At 66.6% G+C, this 21572-nt stretch carries 23 protein-coding genes; 13 read left to right on the forward strand and 10 right to left on the reverse strand.

Annotated features, from left to right (window positions below; all coding sequences use genetic code 11):
* Window positions 1-166: 166 nt before the first annotated feature.
* The 4 genes from ASF14_RS11180 to ASF14_RS11195 all read left to right on the forward strand — a co-directional run bounded on the left by ASF14_RS11180 (window position 167) and on the right by ASF14_RS11195 (window position 3252).
* Window positions 167-1633 carry a leucyl aminopeptidase gene (locus ASF14_RS11180; protein WP_056434870.1) on the forward strand — a complete coding sequence of 489 codons (1467 nt, stop codon included), beginning with the start codon at window positions 167-169 and terminating at the stop codon, window positions 1631-1633.
* 20 nt (window positions 1634-1653) lie between these two features.
* Entirely contained in the window at window positions 1654-2094 is a 441-nt protein-coding gene (locus tag ASF14_RS11185) for a DNA polymerase III subunit chi (RefSeq protein WP_056434871.1), read from the forward strand.
* Between the two features lie 217 nt (window positions 2095-2311).
* On the forward strand, window positions 2312-2734 hold the full coding sequence (gene ndk / locus ASF14_RS11190) for a nucleoside-diphosphate kinase (protein ID WP_007403624.1): 423 nt from the start codon (window positions 2312-2314) through the stop codon (window positions 2732-2734).
* Complete coding sequence (locus ASF14_RS11195; protein ID WP_056434872.1) at window positions 2734-3252, forward strand: GNAT family N-acetyltransferase; 519 nt, start codon at window positions 2734-2736, stop codon at window positions 3250-3252. Before ndk ends, ASF14_RS11195 begins: the two co-directional genes overlap by 1 nt.
* A 146-nt stretch (window positions 3253-3398) precedes the next feature.
* On the opposite strand, the gene ASF14_RS11200 is transcribed toward ASF14_RS11195, so the two are convergent.
* The 4 genes from ASF14_RS11200 to purM are packed head-to-tail and all read right to left on the reverse strand — an operon-like array spanning window position 3399 to window position 5980.
* A complete protein-coding gene (locus tag ASF14_RS11200; protein WP_056434873.1) occupies window positions 3399-3998 on the reverse strand; it encodes a hypothetical protein in 600 nt (199 codons plus the stop codon).
* Window positions 3995-4282: a hypothetical protein gene (locus tag ASF14_RS11205; protein WP_056434874.1), complete on the reverse strand. Its 288-nt coding sequence runs from the start codon at window positions 4280-4282 to the stop codon at window positions 3995-3997. Before ASF14_RS11205 ends, ASF14_RS11200 begins: the two co-directional genes overlap by 4 nt.
* Window positions 4279-4857 carry a phosphoribosylglycinamide formyltransferase gene (purN, locus tag ASF14_RS11210; RefSeq protein ID WP_056434875.1) on the reverse strand — a complete coding sequence of 193 codons (579 nt, stop codon included), beginning with the start codon at window positions 4855-4857 and terminating at the stop codon, window positions 4279-4281. Before purN ends, ASF14_RS11205 begins: the two co-directional genes overlap by 4 nt.
* Window positions 4847-5980 (reverse strand): phosphoribosylformylglycinamidine cyclo-ligase, encoded by a 1134-nt coding sequence (gene purM / locus ASF14_RS11215; protein WP_056434876.1) that lies wholly within the window; start codon window positions 5978-5980, stop codon window positions 4847-4849. The genes purN and purM overlap by 11 nt, the downstream gene beginning before the upstream one ends.
* Before the next feature lie 59 nt (window positions 5981-6039).
* On the opposite strand from purM, the gene ASF14_RS11220 reads away from it, so the two are divergent.
* The 4 genes from ASF14_RS11220 to ASF14_RS11235 are packed head-to-tail and all read left to right on the forward strand — an operon-like array spanning window position 6040 to window position 11583.
* Window positions 6040-7302, forward strand: coding sequence for a hypothetical protein (locus ASF14_RS11220; RefSeq protein ID WP_056434877.1), 1263 nt, complete (start codon window positions 6040-6042; stop codon window positions 7300-7302).
* Entirely contained in the window at window positions 7299-7907 is a 609-nt protein-coding gene (locus ASF14_RS11225; protein WP_056434878.1) for an HdaA/DnaA family protein, read from the forward strand. Before ASF14_RS11220 ends, ASF14_RS11225 begins: the two co-directional genes overlap by 4 nt.
* 17 nt (window positions 7908-7924) lie before the next feature.
* The gene (locus ASF14_RS11230; protein WP_056435330.1) at window positions 7925-10093 is read left to right on the forward strand and encodes an RNA degradosome polyphosphate kinase; all 2169 of its coding nucleotides are present in this window, start codon (window positions 7925-7927) and stop codon (window positions 10091-10093) included.
* A gap of 17 nt (window positions 10094-10110) precedes the next feature.
* Complete coding sequence (locus ASF14_RS11235) at window positions 10111-11583, forward strand: Ppx/GppA family phosphatase (protein WP_056434879.1); 1473 nt, start codon at window positions 10111-10113, stop codon at window positions 11581-11583.
* Here the strand turns inward: ASF14_RS11235 and ASF14_RS11240 are convergent.
* Entirely contained in the window at window positions 11570-11857 is a 288-nt protein-coding gene (locus tag ASF14_RS11240) for an I78 family peptidase inhibitor (protein WP_056434880.1), read from the reverse strand. The genes ASF14_RS11235 and ASF14_RS11240 overlap by 14 nt on opposite strands.
* Window positions 11854-13032: a ribonuclease D gene (gene rnd, locus ASF14_RS11245; protein WP_056434881.1), complete on the reverse strand. Its 1179-nt coding sequence runs from the start codon at window positions 13030-13032 to the stop codon at window positions 11854-11856. Before rnd ends, ASF14_RS11240 begins: the two co-directional genes overlap by 4 nt.
* Before the next feature lie 138 nt (window positions 13033-13170).
* On the opposite strand from rnd, the gene aspS reads away from it, so the two are divergent.
* The gene (gene aspS, locus ASF14_RS11250; protein ID WP_056434882.1) at window positions 13171-14982 is read left to right on the forward strand and encodes an aspartate--tRNA ligase; all 1812 of its coding nucleotides are present in this window, start codon (window positions 13171-13173) and stop codon (window positions 14980-14982) included.
* Between the two features lie 94 nt (window positions 14983-15076).
* Here aspS and ASF14_RS11255 read toward each other — a convergent pair whose 3' ends face one another.
* Entirely contained in the window at window positions 15077-15727 is a 651-nt protein-coding gene (locus tag ASF14_RS11255) for a carbonic anhydrase (RefSeq protein ID WP_056434883.1), read from the reverse strand.
* A 152-nt stretch (window positions 15728-15879) separates the two neighbouring features.
* Here ASF14_RS11255 and lipA point away from each other — a divergent pair, with 152 nt between their 5' ends.
* Together lipA and ASF14_RS11265 are read left to right on the forward strand one after the other, a co-directional pair.
* The gene (lipA, locus tag ASF14_RS11260; protein ID WP_056435333.1) at window positions 15880-16803 is read left to right on the forward strand and encodes a lipoyl synthase; all 924 of its coding nucleotides are present in this window, start codon (window positions 15880-15882) and stop codon (window positions 16801-16803) included.
* Window positions 16803-17261, forward strand: a complete 459-nt coding sequence (locus tag ASF14_RS11265; RefSeq protein WP_056434884.1) for a type II toxin-antitoxin system RatA family toxin — start codon at window positions 16803-16805, stop codon at window positions 17259-17261. The genes lipA and ASF14_RS11265 overlap by 1 nt, the downstream gene beginning before the upstream one ends.
* Here the strand turns inward: ASF14_RS11265 and ASF14_RS11270 are convergent.
* From ASF14_RS11270 to ASF14_RS11280, 3 genes are read right to left on the reverse strand one after another with little or no spacing between them, the layout of a single operon-like run.
* Window positions 17222-17722 (reverse strand): CinA family protein, encoded by a 501-nt coding sequence (locus ASF14_RS11270; protein ID WP_056434885.1) that lies wholly within the window; start codon window positions 17720-17722, stop codon window positions 17222-17224. The genes ASF14_RS11265 and ASF14_RS11270 overlap by 40 nt on opposite strands.
* Before the next feature lies 1 nt (window position 17723).
* The gene (locus tag ASF14_RS11275) at window positions 17724-18248 is read right to left on the reverse strand and encodes a hypothetical protein (protein ID WP_056434886.1); all 525 of its coding nucleotides are present in this window, start codon (window positions 18246-18248) and stop codon (window positions 17724-17726) included.
* The gene (locus ASF14_RS11280; RefSeq protein WP_056434887.1) at window positions 18245-19405 is read right to left on the reverse strand and encodes a bifunctional 2-C-methyl-D-erythritol 4-phosphate cytidylyltransferase/2-C-methyl-D-erythritol 2,4-cyclodiphosphate synthase; all 1161 of its coding nucleotides are present in this window, start codon (window positions 19403-19405) and stop codon (window positions 18245-18247) included. The genes ASF14_RS11275 and ASF14_RS11280 overlap by 4 nt, the downstream gene beginning before the upstream one ends.
* Window positions 19406-19497: 92 nt before the next feature.
* On the opposite strand from ASF14_RS11280, the gene dusB reads away from it, so the two are divergent.
* Window positions 19498-20499, forward strand: a complete 1002-nt coding sequence (gene dusB / locus ASF14_RS11285; protein ID WP_056435336.1) for a tRNA dihydrouridine synthase DusB — start codon at window positions 19498-19500, stop codon at window positions 20497-20499.
* Window positions 20483-21550 (forward strand): two-component system sensor histidine kinase NtrB, encoded by a 1068-nt coding sequence (locus tag ASF14_RS11290; RefSeq protein ID WP_056434888.1) that lies wholly within the window; start codon window positions 20483-20485, stop codon window positions 21548-21550. Before dusB ends, ASF14_RS11290 begins: the two co-directional genes overlap by 17 nt.
* Window positions 21551-21572: the final 22 nt, after the last annotated feature.

Here is a 21572-nt window from a genome sequence, read left to right on the forward strand (position 1 = left end):
AGCTGTTCCGTCCTTGCCGACACGATGATGAAGCCTCCCCCGGCAGGGCGACGCCTTGAAAGGCCTGCCTATCGCATCACCGGCGGCTTGCTGCAATCGCGCGCTTGCCACCACGGTCCAAGAGCCTAGATGATAGCAACTGTTACCAGTTCAGCAGAGGGTTTCCATGCAGATCGCCTTTACCTCCACCGTCGAAGCCGGTGACGTGCTCGTCCTTCCCTTCCCGAAGGATGCGGTCGATACCGGCCGGATCGAAGGGGAGGGTGCGGCCGCGCTCGCCAAGGTGGCGGTCGACGCCGCGCGCTTCAAGGGAGAGGCCGGTTCGATCGTCGAACTGTTCGCCGCAGTCGGCGGCACGCCGCGCCGCGTCCTGCTGCTGGGCGTCGGTGAAGGCAAGGAGGCCGATTGGCGCAAGGCGGGCGGGGCGGTGACCGCCAAGCTGCTGACCAACGCCTCCTCGGCGTCGGTCGACCTGAGCGGCCTGTCGACCAAGCCTGCCGCCGATGCGGTGGCGAGCTTTGCCGGTGCCGCCGTGCAGCGCGGCTGGCGGCATGACGTATACCGCACCAAGCTGCCCGAAACGTCGAAGCCGACCTTGACCCGTATCGCCATCGTCGGCGCGGGTGACGAGGCCGAGGCGGCCTATACGCGTATCCATGCGGTCAATGGCGGGCTGGAGCTGACCCGCACGCTCGTTTCCGAGCCGCCGAACAAGCTCTACCCGGAAACCTTCGTCGAACGCGTCCTGAACGACGTGGAAGGACTGGGCCTGGAAGTCACTGTGCTGGACGAGGCGCAGATGCGCGATCTGGGCATGGGCGCGCTGCTGGGCGTCAGCCAGGGTTCGGTACGCGAAGGGCGCCTGCTCGTCCTGAAGTGGAATGGCGGCGCGGCCGATGCGGAAACGTTGGCGCTGGTCGGCAAGGGTGTGACCTTCGACACCGGCGGCATCTCGATCAAGCCGGCCGCCGGCATGGAAGACATGAAGTGGGACATGGGCGGCGCTGGCGCGGTCGCGGGGGCGATGAAGGCCATCGCCGCGCGCAAGGCCAAGGCCAATGTCGTCGGCGTCATGGGCCTGGTCGAGAACATGCCCGACGGCAATGCGCAGCGTCCCGGTGACGTGGTCACCTCCATGTCGGGGCAGACGATCGAGGTCATCAACACCGATGCCGAAGGCCGCCTGGTCCTGTGCGATGCGCTGACCTGGGTCCAGAAGACGCATTCGCCCTCGACCATCGTCGATCTCGCCACGCTGACCGGCGCGATGATCATCAGCCTGGGCAGCGAGCATGGCGGTTTGTTCGCCAATGACGACACGCTGGCCGAATCGCTGCTGGCGGCGGGCACCGCGACGGGTGAGAAGCTGTGGCGCTTCCCGCTGGCCGATGCCTATGACAAGCTGATCGACAGCCAGATCGCGGACATGAAGAATGTCGGCCCGCGCGGCGCCGGTTCGATCACTGCGGCCCAGTTCCTGAAGCGTTACATCAACGAAGGCGTTGCCTGGGCGCATCTGGATATCGCGGGCATGGTCTGGTCGGACAAGCCGGGCGTCAATCACGACAAGGGCGCAACCGGTTACGGCGTTCGCCTGCTCGACCAGTTCGTCGCGGACCGGTTCGAGGCGTAACTCGGGTAAGGGGCGGCGCGATGCAGGTCGATTTCTATCATCTGACGATCGCGCCGCTCGACCGTCTGCTGCCCGTCATCGCAGATCGGGTGATGGCAGGCGGCGGCCGGTTGCTGATCGTCAGCGGTGACGCGGACCAGCGCGCCGCGCTGGACCGGCAGCTCTGGATGATCCCGGCGGATGGTTTCCTTCCCCATGCCCAGGCGGGTGAGGGCGACGATGCCGCCCAGCCGGTGCTGATCGCGGGCGAGGTTCAGCCGACCAATGGCGCCCGTCATGTCGCGCTGGCCGACGGCGTGTGGCGCGACGAGGCGCTGGCCTTCGACCGGGCGTTCCACTTCTTCGACGGCGATCGCATCGGTGAGGCGCGTACCGCATGGAAGGCATTGGCCGACCGGGAAGGCGTCGAGCGGCGATACTGGAAGCAGAACGACCAGGGCCGCTGGGAACAGGCGGCCTGATCCTCCCCGGTACAGGGAGGGGGACCAGCGAAGCTGGTGGAGGGGGTTAGCTGCAGGGGCGTCCTATGCGGAAGCCCCCCTCCGTCAGACCTGCGGTCTGCCACCTCCCCGTGCCGGGGAGGATCAGCTTACCATAAGACATTGCATTGGCGTTCCGCCCCGACTAGGGCGGCGCCACTTCCAGCCAACTCATTTATTCAGGAGCTGCGTGACCATCATGGCCGCGAACCGTACCTTTTCGATCATCAAGCCCGACGCGACCCGCCGCAACCTGACCGGCGCCGTCACCAAGATGCTGGAGGAAGCCGGCCTGCGCGTCGTCGCCTCGAAGCGCATCCAGATGACCCGCGAGCAGGCCGAGGGCTTCTATGCGGTCCACAAGGAGCGTCCCTTCTTCAACGATCTGGTCGAGTTCATGATCTCGGGTCCGGTCGTCGTGCAGGTGCTCGAGGGCGAGAACGCGATGCAGCGCAACCGCGACATCATGGGCGCGACCAACCCGGCGAACGCCGAGCCGGGCACGATCCGCAAGGAACTGGCCGAGTCGATCGAAGCCAACACGGTCCACGGTTCGGACTCGGACGAGAATGCCGAGATCGAGATCGCGTACTTCTTCAAGCCGGAAGAAATTGTCGGCTGATGGAATGGCGGCTGCGACGGGCCGGGCCGGGCGATGCGCCCGCGCTGTCGCTCGTCGCGGCCGCCACCTTCCTCGAGACGTTTGCTGGGACCATCGCCGGTCCCGACATGGTGCGTCATTGCACCCTGAACAGCTCGCCCACCAAGTTCGACGCCTGGATTCCGGATCCGGCCTGCGTGGCGACCCTGGCGGAGCATCCCGACGGCGCGGCGCCGGTCGGCTATACGCTGCTCACATCCCCTGATCTGCCGGTCGAGACGGATGCGCGGGATATCGAGCTTCGCCGCATCTATACACTGTCCCTGACGAGCGGCACCGGTCTTGGTCACAGGCTGATGACCATGGCGATCGATGACGCACGTGCCTTGGGCCGCCGCCGCATACTTCTGGGCGTACTCGGCATCAACGAACGCGCGCGTGGCTTTTACGAGCGGGAAGGCTTCAGGCTTGCCGGGACGCGGCAGTTCCGGGTCGGCGATACCGTCTTTGACGATGTTATTTATGCGCGGGAGTTGTAAAGGCGCGCCAGCCTCTCATTCCTCCCCTGCAAGGGGAGGGGGACCAGCGAAGCTGGTGGGGGGTGTCCGGCTATCGAGAGGGTGACACCCCTCCGTCAGGGCTGACGCCCTGCCACCGCCCCTGCAAGGGGAGGAATGTCGCGTCCTTAACCTCGGCGCGCCGCCCAGGCATTGTCGAGCTTGGTTTGCGTGCCGTTCCGGTCGCGCAGCCGCAATCCTTCCACTCGCAGCGTCCGCCCGCGTAGCAGGCGGCCATGGGTGCTCCAGATGATGTCGTAAAGGCCGGTGACGGTCCGTGAAGTATCGCCGTCCCAGTATCGCACGGTAATCAGCGCGGGCAGGCGACCCTCGCGAGTATCGGCTTTGCCGTCGGTCAGGGCGAGGATCGGCCCGGCGATCGGCTCCGCCTCGATGGCCGGATCGCCGACGGGAGCCTGACGTCCGATGCCCGACGCCTTGGGGAAGTCGATCACGACATCCTGAAGGTCATGATTCGGATCGCGCAGCAGCAGGCGGCGGCCATCCCCCTCGACCGTGGCGGTCAGGTCGAGCCGGGCGCGCTCCTGCCGCTGGGCGGTGGCGGAGGCGGCCTTATCCTCGGCATCGCTGCGCCGCTGCGACCAGTTCAGGTACAGCGTCAGCGCAGCCACCATCAACCCGGCGACCGCGACGAACTCCGCCAGCGTCAGCAGACGCCGCCGCGACTTGGCGCGCTCGGCGGCTTCGGTGCCCGCCGGTTCGCTCATCGCCCGCCCGCCTCCAGCAGCTCGGTCGGCGCGACCAGTTCCCAGCTGCGCGCGATACGATCCTCGATCAGCGTCCAGTCGCTGTCGGTCTCAAGCGCCACATCGCTCCAATGCGGTTCCTGTCCTTCATCGGCGACGCACAGATGGATGGCCGACGACGTGCCGCTCACCCGGAGGAAGGTCGAACCCTCGACCAGAAAGCGGGTTTCGCCGTGCCCAGCCTGCTCGGTCGTGCCGGGCAGCAGCAGTGCGATGTCGCGGATGCGGGACAGGAAATCGGTCATCGACGCACGAACTCCGTGAGTATTTGCGGGTACAATCGATGCTCTTCAACGAGCACCCGCGCCGCAAGTGCCGCTGCGTCGTCGCCGGACAGGATCGGAACCTCCGCCTGGCCCAGCACTTCGCCGTCATCCAGTTCCTCGGTCACGACATGGACCGAGCACCCCGCCTTGGCATCGCCCGCCGCGATGGCACGCTCGTGCGTGTCGAGGCCCTTGTAGAGCGGCAGCAGAGAGGGATGGATATTGAGGATTCGCCCCTGCCAGCGCGAGACGAAATCGCCGGACAGCAGCCGCATATAGCCCGCCAGTGCGATGACCTCGACACCCGCATCGCGCAGGGCCTGGTCGATCGCCGCCTCATAGGCGGGCTTGCCGATCCCCTTGGGCGACAGGGCGAAGGTGGCGATCCCCTGTTCCTGCGCCCAGGCCAGTCCGGCCGCCTCCGGCTTGTCGGAGGCAACCAGGGCGACGGTATAGGCAGTGTCTGCTTTTTGAGACGCCGCCACCAGCGACTGCATGTTGGAGCCGCGGCCGGAGATCAGGATGCCGACCTTGACCGGCTCCTTAGCCGACATGGGTCGCGGTCCAGTCCGCCTTGGCGCTCCACGTACCCGCGGAACCCTTGACGGTGCAACCGCGCTCGCCCGCTTCGACGCGGCCGATGGTGACGACCGTCTCACCCGCCGCGCGCAGCGTTTCGGCCAGTGCCTCCGCCTGCTCGGCTGCGACGATCACCGCCATGCCGATACCGCAGTTGAAGGTCCGTGCCATTTCCTCGGGCTCGATCCCGCCCTGCGCCTGGAGGAAGGCCATCAGGCGCGGCTGTTCCCAACCATCCGCATCGACCACGGCATGGGCACCCTTGGGCAGGACGCGCGGAATGTTTTCCAGCAGGCCGCCGCCGGTGATATGGGCGAGGCCCTTGATCGTGCCGGCCTTGAGCGAGGGAAGCAAAGAGCGGACATAGATCCGAGTCGGCGCCATCAGCGCCTCGATCAGTAGCACGTCCTGATCGAACAGCGCCGGGCGATCGAGCTTCCAGCCCTTGTCGGCGGCCAGGCGGCGAACCAGCGAGAAGCCGTTGGAATGCACGCCGGACGAGGCCAGACCCAGGATCACGTCGCCGTCGCCGATCGTCGCACCGGTCAGCACCTGGTCGCGCTCGACCGCCCCGACGCAGAAGCCCGCCAGGTCGTAGTCGCCCGGTGCATACATGCCCGGCATCTCGGCCGTTTCGCCGCCGATCAGGGCGCATCCGGCGATGCGGCATCCTTCCGCGATCGAGGCGATCACGCGCTCCGGCACATCGCCTTCCAGCTTGGCGGTGGCGTAATAGTCGAGGAAAAACAGCGGCTCGGCGCCCTGCACGACGAGGTCGTTGGCGCACATGGCGACGAGGTCGATGCCGACCCCGTCATGGCGGTCATGCTCGATCGCGAGCTTCAGCTTGGTGCCGACGCCGTCATTGGCCGCGACCAGCAGCGGATCGGTGAAACCGGCGGCCTTCAGGTCGAAGAAACCGCCAAAGCCGCCCAGGTCCGCATCCGCGCCCGGCCGCCGCGTCGCCTTGGCTAGTGGGCCGATCGCGCGGACCAGCGCGTTACCGGCGGCGATCGAAACGCCAGCATCGGCATAGGTGTAGGACGCGCCCTTTTCGGAGGGCGAAGGGCTGGCGGACGGCGTGCTGTTGTCGGTCATGTTTGCCCGTTAGCTATATCGCGCTTGGATTTCCACGCCTGCTTCGCCAAAAGGCCGCGATGCGTTTGCGATTGCCCTCCATCATGGCCGGTCTGGCCGCCCTTGCCGGGCTCGGCATCGGGGGCGGCGCGGTGCTCGCCCAGATCGAAGGGCAGACGCGCGGCGTCGCGCCGGTCGACAATGGCGGGTCCTACGAAGTCACCGGCGTCGCGGTCGACGTGTCGGGCAAGACGCCTGAGGCCGCGCGGCTCGGCGGCTGGCGGATCGCCCAGCGCAAGGCATGGGCGATATTGGCGCAGCGGCTGGGGCGCGGCGGCACCGCGGCGTCGGACGGGCTGCTCGATTCGCTGGTCAGCGGCATCGTGGTCGAGAATGAACAGATCGGCCCGACCCGCTATGTCGCCAAGCTGGGTGTGCTGTTCGACCGGGTTCGCGCCGCCTCGGTGCTGGGCGTGTCGGCCTATGCCGATCGCTCGCCGCCGATGCTGGTGATGCCGCTGCAAGTTTCGGGCGGCGTGTCGCAGATGTTCGAGGCGCGCACCCCCTGGCAACAGGCCTGGGCCCGGTTCCGCACCGGCAACAGCACGATCGATTATATCCGCCCCTCGGGCACCGGTGCAGAGCCGCTTTTGATGAATGCCGGGCAGATCGGGCGGCGCCCGCGGGGCTGGTGGCGCTCGATCCTCGACCAATATGGTGCGTCGGATATCCTGATCCCCGTCGTGCACCTCTATCGGCAATGGCCCGGCGGTCCGGTGATCGGTGTGTTCGAGGCCCGACATGGGCCCGACAATACACTGCTCGGCACGATCACCCTGCGGGTCGGCAGCACCGATGGACTGTCGCAGTTGCTGGATACCGGCGTCGCGCGGCTCGATGGGCTGTATCAGAAGGCGCTGGCCAGCGGTGCGCTGCACCCCGATGCGACGCTTGCCCCGCCGCCCAAGCCGCAGGCCGTGGTCATCGACGATACGACGCCGGGCGAGGAGCCGATTGCGGGGCTGGATGCCACCATTGCGTCGTCGCCGGGCGCGGGGATCGCCGTCACGCTGCAATATGATGCGCCGACCGCCAGCGCTGTCGCCAATGCCGAAAGTCTGATCCGGGGCATCCCGGGCGTGGTGCGCGCGGGCACGACCAGCCTGGCGCTGGGTGGCGTGTCGATCATGGCCGTCACCTATGACGGCGACCCCGATCAGCTTCGCCGCGCGCTTGAGCAGCGCGGTCTTCAGGTGTCCGGATCGGGCACCACCCTTCGCATCCGGCGCGCACCGCAAGTGCCCGCGCCGGTGCCTCCTGCGGATACTGTGATTACCGGATGAACCAGATGGCGTTGCCGCTGCAATGGCCGGCGGACCCCCGATCCGATGCGTTCCTGCTGACCGATTCCAACCGATTGGCGGCACGGATGCTCGAACAATGGGAAGCGTGGCCGACCATGGCCGCAATCCTCACCGGCCCGCGCAAGTCGGGACGGTCTCTGCTGGCGCGAATCTTTGCGGCCAAGAGCGGGGGCACGATCATCGACGATGCCGAGCGCGTCCCCGAGGTGCAGATCTTCCACGCCTGGAACCGGGCGCAGGCCGACCGGTTGCCGTTGCTGATCGTTGCCGATTCGCCGCCGCCGCGCTGGCAGGTGAAGCTGCCCGACCTCCGCTCGCGCCTGGCGAACAGCAGCCTGGCGGAGATCGGCGCGCCCGATGACGAACTGGTCGCCGGACTGTTCGAGCATCTGTTCGAGCGGCGTGGCCTGGATGCCCGCCCCGATCTGATCGAGTGGCTGACGCTTCGGATCGAACGGAGTCACCTTTCTGTCATCCGCGCAGTGGATATGCTGGACCAGGGGGCGATGGAACGGCGCGCGCGCTTGTCCATTCCCCTTGCACGATCCACTCTGATCGCGGCCGGTCTGATCGCCGAGCCGTAAGCCCTAAGCGAGACATGATGACCCGTCCTGCCCATATCGCGCAAATGTCAGAACCCGACGACGATCATTTCGCGACGGAGCCGAACGGGCGGTACTTCAACCGCGAGCTGTCATGGCTGGCCTTCAACCGCCGCGTGCTGGAAGAGGCGTGCAATACGGCGCACCCGCTGCTGGAGCGGTTGCGCTTCCTGTCGATTTCGGGATCGAACCTCGACGAGTTCTTCATGGTCCGCGTGGCGGGCCTGAAAGGGCAACAGGCGCAGGATGTCGAACAGCGGTCGGTCGATGGCCTGACACCGGGGCAGCAGCTGAGCGGCATCGTTGCCGAGGCGGATCGCCTGATGGCCAGCCAGCAGGAGGTCTGGGGCGACCTGCGCAACCTGCTCGACGAGGCGGGTATCTTCGTTCTGCGACGCGATGCCATCGACCAGGAGGCGAGCACCTGGCTGGAAACGCATGTCCGTGAACAGATTTTCCCGATCCTGACCCCGCAGGCGCTAGATCCGGCGCACCCGTTTCCGTTCATCCCGAACAAGGGTCTGTCGATGATCTTCGACCTGACCCGCGTGTCGGACAAGGCGCCGATTCGCGAGCTCGTCATGATCCCGTCGACCATGCCGCGCTTCGTCCGCCTGCCGGGCGAGGGCGCCCGCTATGTCTCGATCGAGACGATCCTGCGTCGCTTCTCCGGGCTGCTGTTTCCAGGGTATGTCGTCAATGGCGCCGCGACATTCCGCGTATTGCGCGACAGCGATATCGAGATCGAGGAAGAGGCGGAGGATCTGGTCCGCTATTTCGCCAACGCCATCAAGCGGCGGCGGCGCGGGCGGGTGATTCGGCTGGAGCTGGAGACCGGCATGCCCGACGAACTCGCCGATGTGCTGCGCGGGGAACTGGGCGGGTCCGATGCGATCATCACCGAGAGCGGCAACCTGCTGGGTATCGGCGATCTCGACATGTTGGTCGACGAGGATCGGCCGGACCTGAAATTCCCGCCTTATTCCCCCCGTTTCCCCGAGCGTATCCGCGAATTCGCGGGCGATTGCTTTGCCGCGATCAAGGCCAAGGACATCGTCGTCCATCACCCCTATGAGACGTTCGAGGTGGTGATCGCCTTCCTGAAACAGGCGGCGGTGGATCCCGATGTCGTGGCGATCAAACAGACGCTCTACCGCGCGGGCAAGCAGTCGGCGATCATCAACGCCCTGATTGCGGCGGCCGAGGCGGGCAAGTCGGTCACCGCGATCGTCGAACTGAAGGCGCGGTTCGACGAAGAGCAGAATCTGTACTGGGCCTCCGCGCTGGAGCGGGCGGGGGTGCAGGTCGTCTATGGCTTCATCGACTGGAAGACGCATGCCAAGGTGTCGATGGTCGTCCGGCGCGAGGGCAGCGACTTCCGCACCTACTGCCATTTCGGCACGGGCAATTATCACCCGATTACCGCGCGCATCTATACCGACCTGAGCTTCTTTACCGCCGACCCTCTGCTGGGGCGCGATGCGGCGCAGATGTTCAATTACATCACGGGCTATGTCGAACCCGTGGCCATGAACCGGGTCAGCCTGTCGCCGCGCGATCTGCGCCACAATCTGATGGCGCTGATCGATGCCGAGATCGCCCATGCCCGCGCCGGACGGACCGGCAGCCTGTGGGCGAAGGTCAACTCGCTGGTCGATCCGCAGGTCATCGAGAAGCTCTACGAGGCGAGCGGCGCAGGGGTCGAGATCGACCTGATTGTACGCGGCATCTGCTGCCTGCGCCCCGGCGTGCCCGGCATGTCGGAGAATATTCGGGTGAAGTCGGTCATCGGCCGCTTTCTGGAGCATAGCCGTATCTGGGCGTTCGGCGACGGCAAGGCGCTGCCCCATGACGCGGCCAAGGTTTTCATCTCCTCGGCCGACTGGATGCCGCGCAATTTCGACCGGCGGGTCGAATATATGCTGCCGATCCTCAACCCGACCGTCCATGACCAGATCCTCGACCAGGTGATGGTCGCCAATCTGCTCGACAACGAACAGAGCTGGGAATTGGAGCCGGACGGCAGCTATGTCCGCGATCAGCCCGGCGATCAGCGCCCCTTCAACCTGCATCGGTATTTCATGACCAATCCCTCGCTTTCGGGGCGCGGCGCCGCGCTCGACACCAGCAAGGCGGTGCCGACCCTGTCGCTCCGGCGGCAGCGTTGACGGGCGCGCGCTGAGAGATGGCAGGTTCCCGCTCGCCGCGCACGGCGATCATCGATATCGGCTCCAACTCGGTCCGTCTGGTCGTCTATCAGGGGCCACCGCGCCTCCCCGCGATCCTGTTCAACGAGAAGGTGATGGCGGGTCTGGGGCGCGGATTGGCGGCGACCGGGGCGATCGATCCGGCTTCGCTCGGCAAGGCGCAGGTCGCGCTGGCCCGTTTCGCCAGTCTCGCGCGCGAAATGGGCGTCACCACGCTCCGCACGGTCGCAACGGCGGCGGTGCGCGATGCGGCCAATGGCGGCGAACTGATCGCCTGTGCCGAGTCGCTGGGGCTGGAGGTCGAGCTTCTGTCCGGAGAACAGGAGGCTAAGGCGGCCGGGGAGGGTGTTCTCTCGGCCATTCCCGATGCCGATGGGATCGTCGGCGATCTGGGCGGCGGCAGCCTGGAACTGGTGCGGGTCCGGGACGGCGGCGTCGAGGACCGCGTATCCTTCCCGCTCGGCGTGTTGCGTATCCCGGCGCTGCGCGAAAAGGGCAGCAAGGCATTCGAGCGGCTGATCGGCCGCCTGATCGAGGAGGCCGGCTGGGAAGGGCGCGGGCGTGGTTTGCCCTTCTACCTCGTCGGCGGATCGTGGCGGGCGCTGGCGCGGCTGGACATGACGCTGGCCGATTATCCGCTGCCCATCATCCATCATTATGAACTGACGCCGCTCGACATTTTGCGCCTGTCGCGGACCATTCCGCATCTCAGCAAGGCCCGCCTGCGCGAGGTGAAGGGGCTGTCGTCCAGCCGCGCCGCAACGCTGGCGGACGCGACCGCGCTGCTCAGCGTGCTGCTCAAGCATCTGGGCAGCAGTACGACCGTGGTGTCCGCCTTTGGCCTTCGGGAGGGGCTTCTCTATGGCGGGCTGGATGCCAAGACGCGAGCGCTCGATCCGCTGATCGTCGCGGCGCGCGAGGAAGGGCGGCTGCTGGGTCGCTTCCCCGAGTATGGCGATCTGCTGGAAAGCTGGATCGCGCCGCTCTTCGCGGGCGAGGCGACGGCGGAGGCTAGGCTGCGTCACGCGGCCTGTCTGCTGGCCGATGTGGGCTGGCGGGCGAACCCGGAATTCCGCGCCGAACGCGGTGTCGAGATCGCGCTTCACGGCAATTGGGTCGGCATCGATGCGGAGGCGCGGGCGATGCTGGCGCAGGCACTCCACACCAGCCTGGGCGGCGGCCTGGACGTGCGGTCACCGCTCGCCGAACTCGCCAGCCCCGCGCAGTTGAAGTTGGCGACCAGCTGGGGTCTGGCGATCCGGCTGGGCCAGCGGCTCAGCGGCGGATTGGCCGGGCCGCTGGAACGGACGGGGCTCGTGCTGGACGACACCCGTCTCGGCCTGGAAATGCTGGAAGCAGATCGGGGCTTTTATGGCGAAGCCGTGGAGCGTCGCCATGCAACGCTCGCCACTGCCCTGGGCAAGACGCCGGTGCGGCTTACCCGCACTTGAGCCGAACGACCCGGCCCTCGGCATCGGTTTCGATGTTGAGCCGGTCGGGTCGATAATCCATCGTCACGGCATCGCCAGGCGCGATGACCCGGAGGTCCCGCGCACCGGTGCGCTTCTGCGTCGGCGCGCGGAGCGCCTCGGTCCAGCGTTTGCCGATCAGGTCGGCTGCCTTGCCGTCACCGCATCCCGACACATCGGCAGGCCCCTGGGCTTTCGGCGTCGTCACGCAGGCGGCGAGCGGCAGTATGGCGAGTAGGATAGCCCAGCGGGTCATGCCGGGTCCTCGGCGGTACGGACCATCTTCAACTTGCCGCCCTTTACGACGAAGCCGGTGCGGCCCTCGACCAGATCTAGCGCGTCGCGCCCGAACTGCTCGAACCGCCAGCCGTCGAGCACCGACAGGTCGGAGCGAACCCCCGCCGCCAGCATTTCCAGATCGTCGGCGCGGGCGAGCAGGCGCGGTGCCACATCGATGTCGCGCGCCCGGATCTTCAGCAGCAGCTTGAGCAGATCGGCGACCAGCGCACCCTCGCGCCCCAGTCCCGGCTTGCGATCGTCCCGAGCGGGCAGTTCGTCGGCGCTCAGCGGTTCGGCACCGTCCAGCGCGTCCATCAGGCGCGCGCCGATGTCGTTGCCCGCCCAGGTCGCGGACAGGCCACGGACCTTGGCCAGATCGGCCTGCTTGCGCGGCGGATGCCCGGCGAGGTCGGCCAGCGTCTCATCCTTGACGATGCGACCGCGCGGCAGGTCCTTGGCCTGCGCCTCTAACTCGCGCCAACGGGCCAGAGCCTTCAGGCGGCCGAGCATGTCGGGCTTACGGCCCGAGACGCGGACGCGCTTCCACGCTACATCGGGATCGTTGGCATAGTGCGCCGGGTCGGCCAGCCGCTCCATTTCCTGGTCCAGCCACGCCCCCCGCCCGGTCTTGCGCAGACGCTCCAGCATCTTGGGGAAGATCGCGGCGAGATGGGTAACGTCGCCGATCGCATAGTCGACCTGGCGCTGGTCGAGCGGGCGGCGCGACCAGTCGGTGAAGCGCGCGCCCTTGTCGACCGAAATGCCCAGCCAGCTGTCGACCAGATTGGAGTAACCGATCTGCTCGCCCTGGCCCAGCGCCATCGCCGCGATCTGCGTGTCGAACAGGGGATGCGGGGTCTTGCCGGTCAGGTTGTAGATGATCTCGATATCCTGGCCGCCCGCGTGGAAGACCTTCAGCACCTGATCATTGTTGACCAGCAGGTCGAGCAGCGGGGTCATGTCCAGCCCCGGCGCCTTGGGGTCGATCGCGGCGGCCTCTTCGGTATCGGCGATCTGGATCAGGCAAAGCTCGGGCCAATAGGTGCTTTCCCGCATGAACTCGGTATCGACCATCACATAGTCGGCCTGCGAGAGACGGGCGCAGAGATTGGCGAGCGTGGCGCTGTCGGTAATCAACGGATGAACGTGCATCGCATGCACATAGCCCGACCCGCGCGGGTTGACAAAGAGGAACGCACGGGCGGCTCGTCCGGGCACATTAGGATTGACAAAAACCGGTCGGGCGGGGAAGCGGCAGCACTTTCCCCAGACGTACAGAGAATGTCCGCCATGCACGCCTATCGTACCCACACCTGCGCCGCGCTGACTGCTGAAGCGGTCGGCGAGACGGTCCGCCTGTCCGGCTGGGTCCATCGCAAGCGCGATCATGGCGGCGTGCTGTTCGTCGATCTGCGCGACCATTACGGCATCACCCAGATCGTCGCGGACAGCGACACGCCCGCGCTCGCCATCCTGGAAAGCGTTCGCGTCGAGTCGGTCGTGACGATCGACGGCGTGGTGAAGGCGCGCTCGGCGAGCACCGTCAACGCCAATCTGGCGACCGGTGAGATCGAGGTGTTCGCACGCGGCGCGACCGTGCTGTCGGCGGCCGAGGAGCTGCCGATGCCGGTGGCGGGCGAGCAGGAATATCCGGAAGATATCCGCCTGCGCTATCGGTTCCTCGACCTTCGCCGCGAGACGCTGCACGCCAATATCGTGCGCCGCACGCAAGTGATCTCCGACATGCGTCGTCGCATGGAGGCCGGTGGCTTCACCGAATATTCGACGCCGATCCTGACCGCGTCGTCGCCCGAGGGCGCGCGCGACTTCCTGGTGCCGAGCCGCATCCATCCGGGCAAGTTCTACGCGCTGCCCCAGGCGCCGCAGCAGTACAAGCAGCTGTTGATGGTCGCGGGCTTCGACCGTTATTTCCAGATCGCACCCTGTTTCCGCGACGAGGACCCGCGCGCCGACCGTCTGCCGGGTGAGTTCTACCAACTCGATCTCGAGATGAGCTTCGTGACGCAGGAAGAGGTGTGGGAGACGATGGAGCCGGTGATCGGCGGCATCTTCGAAAAGTTCGCCGATGGCCGCACCGTCACGCCGATCGGCCAGTTCCCGCGCATCCCGTATTCGGAGTCGATGCTGAAGTACGGCAACGACAAGCCCGACCTGCGCAATCCGCTGATCATCACCGATGTCTCGGAGCATTTCACGACCTCGGGCTTCGGCCTGTTCGAGAAGATCGTCGGCTCGGGCGGGGTCGTCCGCGCGATCCCCGCGCCGAAGACCGCCGAGAAGAGCCGCAAGTTCTTCGACGAGATGAACGAGTGGGCGCGCGCCGAAGGTCATGCGGGCCTGGGCTATGTCACCCGCAAGGGCGGCGAGTTCGGCGGACCGATTGCCAAGAACCATGGCACCGAGGGCATGGAAGCGCTCTACGCCGCCCTGGGCCTCGGCCCCGATGACGGCCTGTTCTTCGCGGCGGGCAAGGTCGAGGCAGCGGCCAAGCTGGCAGGGCTCGCACGCACCCGCGTCGCCGAGCAGCTCGGCCTGATCGAGGAGGGCGCGTTCCGTCTGTGCTGGATCGTCGACTTCCCCTTCTACGAGTGGGACGAGGACGAGAAGAAGGTCGAATTCGCGCACAACCCCTTCTCGATGCCGCAGGGGGGCATGGAGGCGCTGAACTCCGCCGATCCGCTGTCGCTGAAGGCCTATCAATATGATCTGGTCTGCAACGGCTTCGAAATCGCGTCGGGTTCGATCCGCAACCAGTCGCCCGAACTGATGGTCGCCGCCTTCGAGAAGGTCGGCCTGTCCAAGGCGGATGTCGAGGAGCGCTTCGGTGGCCTGTACCGCGCCTTCCAGTACGGCGCACCGCCGCACGGTGGCATGGCCGCCGGTGTCGACCGGATCGTCATGCTGATCTGCGGTGCGCAGAATCTCCGTGAGATCTCGCTGTTCCCGATGAACCAGCGCGCCGAAGACCTGCTGATGGGCGCGCCCAGCCTGCCCAGCAACAAGCAGATGCGCGAATTGTCGCTCCGCTCGACCGCGGAAGCCAAGAAGGACGTGGACCAGGTCGTCGCTTCGGCCGGTTGATCCCGGATCACAGGATAACAAAAAGGGCGGGCGCCGGATGCGGCGTCCGCCCTTTCGCGTGTCGTGTCCGGGCCAGGGGCCCGGACCGACTTCCTTACGCCGCGACCAGCGCCGGGGCGGCAGGTTTGAATTCGCCGCTCTCGTCCATCAGGTGCAGCACGCCGTCGGCGATTGCGAAATAGGCGCCGCGCAACGTCAGCGTACCGGCTTCCTCACGCTTGGTGACGAAGGGGAAGGTGCGCAGGTTGGCGATTGAGGTGCGGACCGATTCGAGTTCCATTTCACGCATCGCGTCCGGACCGTCGCCATGCTTGGCGATGACCTTCTCACGCGCGCCGTCGAGTAGGCTGACCCAGTCGGACACGAAGCCGCCTTCGCCCTGCGGGGCATGCGCGAACCCTTGCGTCAGCGCGGCCTTGCAGCCGCCGCAGGCGCCATGGCCCATGACGACGACGTCGGTCACTTCCAGCTGCGTCACCGCGAATTCCAGCGCGGCCGAGACACCGTGATGACCGCCGCCCGTCTCGAACGGGGGGACGAGGTTAGCGACGTTGCGCACGACGAAGATTTCGCCGGGCAGCGTGTCGAAGATCTGCGCCGGATCGACGCGGCTGTCCGAACAGGCGATGACCATCACCTTGGGGCTCTGGCCTTCCTTCAACTCGGCCCAGCGGTCGCGCTGGCGACGCCAATCGGAGGTCCGAAAGCGCTGATAGCCATCCACGAGGTCGTTAAAGTCGGTCATTGCTCTCTCTTATCCAATGAAGGAAACGATGCTGTAGCAGGCGAACCCGAGCATGGCCGTTTCGGTTCCATATCAAAATGTGTCTGTCCACCCTTATGTTCGCCGTGGTCGTGGGCATTGTGTCGAGCGGACAGCATCGCTATTTCGCGGGCATGAACGAGTTGACACCGTTGGCCGCGCCGGTGCGCGCGCGCAAGCCGGACTGGATCCGCGTCAAGGCCCCGACGAGCGCCGGTTTCGCCGCGACCCGCGAGCTGATGCGTGCCAAGAGCCTGACGACCGTCTGCGAAGAAGCGGCCTGCCCGAATATCGGCGAATGCTGGTCGAAGAAGCACGCGACCGTCATGATCCTGGGCGACACCTGCACCCGCGCCTGCGCCTTCTGCAACGTAAAGACGGGCATGCCGCGCAAGGTCGACGCGATGGAGCCGCAGAACGTCGCCGATGCTGCCGCGCAGATGGGGCTGAAGCATATCGTCGTCACCTCGGTCGACCGCGACGACCTGCCCGATGGCGGTGCGTCGCAGTTCGTGAAGGTGATCGAGGCACTGCGCCGTACGACGCCCGACACGACAATCGAGATCCTGACGCCGGACTTCCGCAACAAGGCGCAGGCCGCGATCGAGTCGATCGTCGAGGCGCGTCCGGACGTCTACAACCACAATCTGGAGACGGTCCCCCGGCTCTATCCGACGATCCGGCCCGGTGCGCGCTATTATGCCTCGCTTCGACTGCTGGAGAGCGTGAAGCGGCATGATCCGTCGATCTTCACCAAGTCCGGCGTCATGCTGGGTCTCGGCGAGGAGCGACTGGAGGTCCATCAGGTGATGGACGACATGCGCTCGGCTGATATCGATTTCCTGACCATGGGTCAGTATCTCCAGCCGACGCCGCGCCATGCGAAGGTCGCGGAGTTCGTGACGCCCAAGGCGTTCGATGCCTATGCCGCGATCGCGCGGGCCAAAGGCTTCTTGCTGGTCGCCAGCTCGCCGCTGACCCGCTCCAGCTATCATGCCGGCGACGATTTCGAGCGGCTGCGGTCGGCCCGCGAGGCGAAGCTCGCAAGCGCGCGCTGATGCCCAAGCATAGCGAGACGCGGCATCTGCCCTATACGCCGGAGCAGATGTTCGATCTGGTCGCGGATGTCGCCCGCTACCCGGAGTTCCTGCCCTGGGTGTCGGCGATGCGGGTCCGATCGGACACGCCGACCGAGACGGTCGCCGATATGATCGTCGGCTTCAAGGGGCTGCGCGAGACGTTCACCAGCCGTGTTACCAAGGACCGGCCGGGATCGATCGATGTCGAATATCTCGACGGCCCACTGAAGTATCTGCGCAACAACTGGCGCTTCCGGCCGGAGGAGCAGGGCTGCGCGGTCGACTTCACCGTCGACTTCGCGTTCAAGAACCGGGTGTTCGAGATGCTGGCGGGACAGGTGTTCGGCACCGCACTCCGCCGCATGATCGGCGCGTTTGAGGATCGCGCCGCCAAGCTCTACGGCAGCAGCAACTCCAGCGCCAACAGCGCCGCCTGAAGCCGGATACCGCCGCGACCGATATCGCCGAACTCGTGGCGCTCGGCCTTCACATCCTCAGGGTCGCCGCCGCGTAGCGCCTGAGCGAATACGACGGTGCCGACCGGCTTCTTCGCCGTGCCGCCACCCGGGCCCGCGACGCCGGTGATCGCAACCGCCACGTCCGCCTCGCTGGCGGCCAGCGCACCCTGCGCCATGCCCCAGGCGGTGGCGGTCGAGACGGCGCCGAAGGTCTCGATCACTTCCGGATTGACCTTCAAAAGGCTGATCTTGGCCTGGTTCGAATAGGTCACGAACCCCGCCTCGACGACATCGGACGATCCGGGGATCTCGGTCAGCGCCGCCGCGACCAGACCGCCGGTGCAGCTTTCCGCCAGCGCCACGCGCCGACCCGCCGCGCGGTTGGCGACAACGACGCGCTCGGCCAGTTCGATCAGCTCGCGGGGAAGAAGGACGTCCATATCAGTTTCCGTTGGTGCAGAGCGGCAGGTCGGGCACGGCCACCTGCCGCCCCCGAGCCTTTTCGGTCTTGAGATATTGCAGGGCGGTCACGACCACCCCGGCCATGTTGCGCGGGGGCAGGGGAGCCAACTGCGTCACCAGCCGGTCGATCGTCCCGCAATCCTCCAGGCCGATACGCCCGACGATGAACGGCACCAACAGCGAGGTCAGCAGCGGCCGGGCATAGTCCGACTGAAGCAGCGTATCGATCGCGGGATCGGACAGCTTGACGATCGCCGCCCGTGCGGCGGGCCATGCCTGGTCGGCCGCACTTTCATATTTCGGGATCAGCGAACCGCCGCCCCGGATCAGGCTGTTGGCGGGCAGCCGTGCGCCGCACACCCGGCCGGTCTCGCGCAGGATGTCGGGCATGGCGACCAGCGTCATCGCCTCCGCCTCGGGCGCGGTGATGCAGGCCCGCTGCGCCGTCGCGACCTCGGGGGCGACCAGTGCGGCCAGCGCGACGATCAGGCTCAGCCGCTTCATGCCGCCGCCCCGCCGGGCAGGCGGACGGTCGCCACCGCCTGGGTCGCGATCCCCTCGCCACGCCCGGTAAAGCCCAGCCGTTCGGTGGTCGTGGCCTTCAGGCTGACCCGGCTCTGGTCGATGTTCAACAGCCCGGCGATCCGCTCCACCATGGCGGCGCGGTGCGGGCCGATCTTCGGCGCTTCGCAGATGATCGTCAGGTCGACGAAATCGATCCGGCCGCCCTTGTCGGCGATCAGCCTGGCGGCGTGCGCGAGGAACTGGCCCGACTCGGCACCCTTCCACTGCGGATCGCTGGGCGGGAAATGCGTGCCGATATCGCCCGCCGCGATCGTGCCGAGCAGCGCATCGGTCAGCGCGTGGAGCGCGACATCGGCGTCGCTATGCCCCGACAAGCCCTGATGATGGGGGATGAGCACGCCGCCCAGCCACAATTCCTCGCCATCCTCCAGCCGGTGGACGTCATAGCCCATCGCGGTCCGGGTTTCCCAGGTCAGGCGCATATCGGCTCCGGTCATGTCGTCGGGATAGGTGATTTTCTCGAGCATGGCATCGCCCTGCACCAAAGCGACGCGCCCGCCAAGCCGTCGCACCATCTGTGCGTCGTCCGTAGCTTCCGCTTCGGCGGGCCAGGCGGCGTGGGCGGCGATCACGGCTTGCAGGTGGAAACCCTGCGGCGTCTGGACACGGACCACGCCGTCGCGGGGGACGGTCTCGCCCAGGGTATCGTCCAAGGACCGGGCAAGTGTGTCGGCCACGGGCAGGACGGGCATCGCCCCACCGGCCGAGCCAAGCCCCGCCAGCACACGGCCGATGACGTCCGCCGACAGGAAAGGGCGCGCGGCGTCATGGATCAACACCTGCGTGACACCTGCCAGCGCCAGATGGCGCAGGCCACGTGCCACCGATTCCCGACGACTGGCACCGCCCGCCTCCACCCAGGCGCCCGGTAGCAACGACCGTGCATGATCGATCTGCTCTTCCGCGACCATCGTCAGGACGATGTCGACCGCCGGGTGCGAGGTGAAGGCGGCGTGGCTCCAGCCGAGCATCGGCCGACCACCGAGATCGCGAAACTGCTTCGGCACGCCGCCGCCCATGCGGGAACCCCCGCCCGCCGCGACGATCAGTGCGGCGATCTTTCCATCCTGGCTCATAGGGTCCGCCTAGCGGCTTTTGGGCTCAGTCGCCAATCTTGCCATGGCGGCCCACTTCCCGTATGGCGACTGCTTAATTTTCAGGCAGTATGATGCGTAATCTCGCTCCCATCCAGGTCGGTCCGGTGACGATCGACAGCCCCGTCGTGCTGGCACCGATGACCGGCGTCACCGACATGCCGTTCCGCACGCTCGTTCGCCGTTACGGCTCGGGCCTCAACGTCACCGAGATGATCGCCAGCCAGGCCGCGATCCGCGAAACGCGCCAGTCGATCCAGAAGGCCGCCTGGCATCCGCTCGAAGAGCCGGTGTCGATGCAGCTTGTCGGCTGCACGCCCTATGAAATGGGCGAGGCGGCCAAGTTGAACGCCGATCGTGGGGCCGCGATCATCGACATCAACATGGGCTGCCCGGTGCGCAAGGTCGTCAATGGCGATGCGGGCTCGGCACTGATGCGCGACCTGAAGCTGGCCTCGGCGATCATCGAGGCGACGGTGAAGGCGGTCGACGTGCCGGTGACGCTGAAGATGCGGATGGGCTGGTGCCATGACAGCCTGAACGCGCCGGAACTGTCGCGCATCGCCGAGGATATCGGCGTCAAGATGATCACCGTCCACGGCCGCACCCGCAACCAGATGTATAAGGGCAGCGCCGACTGGGCTTTCATCCGCAACGTCAAGGACGCGGTGTCGATCCCAGTCATTGCCAATGGCGACATCTGTTCGATCGACGACGCCGACAAGGCGCTTGAGCAGTCGGGAGCGGATGGCATCATGATCGGGCGCGGAGCCTATGGCCGTCCCTGGCTGCTGGGGCAGGTGATGCACTGGTTCGCCACCGGCGAACGCCGCGAGGACCCGGCGCTTGACGAACAATATCGCGCCGTTACCGAGCATTACGACGCAATGCTGGATCATTACGGCACCGAGACGGGCGTCAACATGGCCCGCAAGCATATCGGCTGGTACACCCGTGGCCTGCATGGCTCGGCCGAGTTCCGCAACACGGTGAACCACGAAGCCAGCGCCGAGCGGGTCAAGGCGATGCTGTACGATTTCTACATGCCGCAGATCGAGCTTGCAGCGGCTGCCTGACACGGCCGGTCACGGTCGGCCCGGTTTCGGCGCGCTGTTCGGGGCGCTGCCGGTCGCCGTGGTCGTGGTCGATCCCGACGATCGTATCGCCCATGCCAATGGGCTGGCCGAGCAACTGCTCAACCTGTCCGAGCGGTTGATGACCGGGCAGCCGCTCGCCGCGATCCTGCCGCCGCCCGATGCGCCGCGCAGTCGCGACGGGCACGGCTTTGCCGTCTACGACACGGTGATCGCCATACCGCACGGTCCGAAGATCAGGGTCGATTTCGTCGAGGCGCAGATCCCCGACTATCCCGGCTGGCGCGCCATCACCTTGCATAGTGCAGGACCTTCGCGTCGGTTGGCCCATGCTTCGGATCGCAGCGCGGGCGCGCGGGCGGCGGTGGGGGCCGCCGCGATGCTGGCGCATGAGATCAAGAACCCGCTGTCAGGTATCCGAGGCGCGGCGCAGCTGCTCAATGGCGGCGAACTGACCACGCTCATCACGACCGAGGTCGACCGCATCGCCGCGCTGATCGACCGGATGCAGGATTTTAGCGATACCCGGCCGCTGCCGTTGGCGTCGGAGAATATCTATCCGCTGCTCGGCCATGCCCGTGGCGTTGCCCTGGCAGGCTTTGCGCGGGGCATTCCGATCGAAGAGCGGTTCGACCCTTCGCTGCCGCCGGCACGGATCAATCGCGACGCGCTGCTCCAGATCGTCATTAACCTGCTGAAGAATGCGCGCGAGGCTGTCCGTGCGGTTCGCAACCCGCATATCGTGCTGACCACCGCCTATCGTCACGGCATGTCGGTCAGCGCAGGAGAGGGGCAGCCCCGTCTGCCGCTGCCGATCGAGATTTGCGTGATCGACAATGGCCTCGGCGCCCCAGTCGATATCGTCGACCATTTGTTCGACCCGTTCGTGTCGGGGCGGCGCGAGGGGCAGGGGCTTGGCCTCGCACTCGTCGACAAGCTCGTTCGCGACATGAACGGGATCATCCAATATGCCAGGGAGGGCACGCCGGAGATGACCGTCTTCCGCCTGCTTCTGCCCAGAGCCCACCCATGAGAGCCCATCCATGAGCCCCCAA

Origin of the sequence: Sphingomonas sp. Leaf257, assembly GCF_001422185.1 — a bacterium.
Taxonomy (GTDB): domain Bacteria; phylum Pseudomonadota; class Alphaproteobacteria; order Sphingomonadales; family Sphingomonadaceae; genus Sphingomonas; species Sphingomonas yabuuchiae.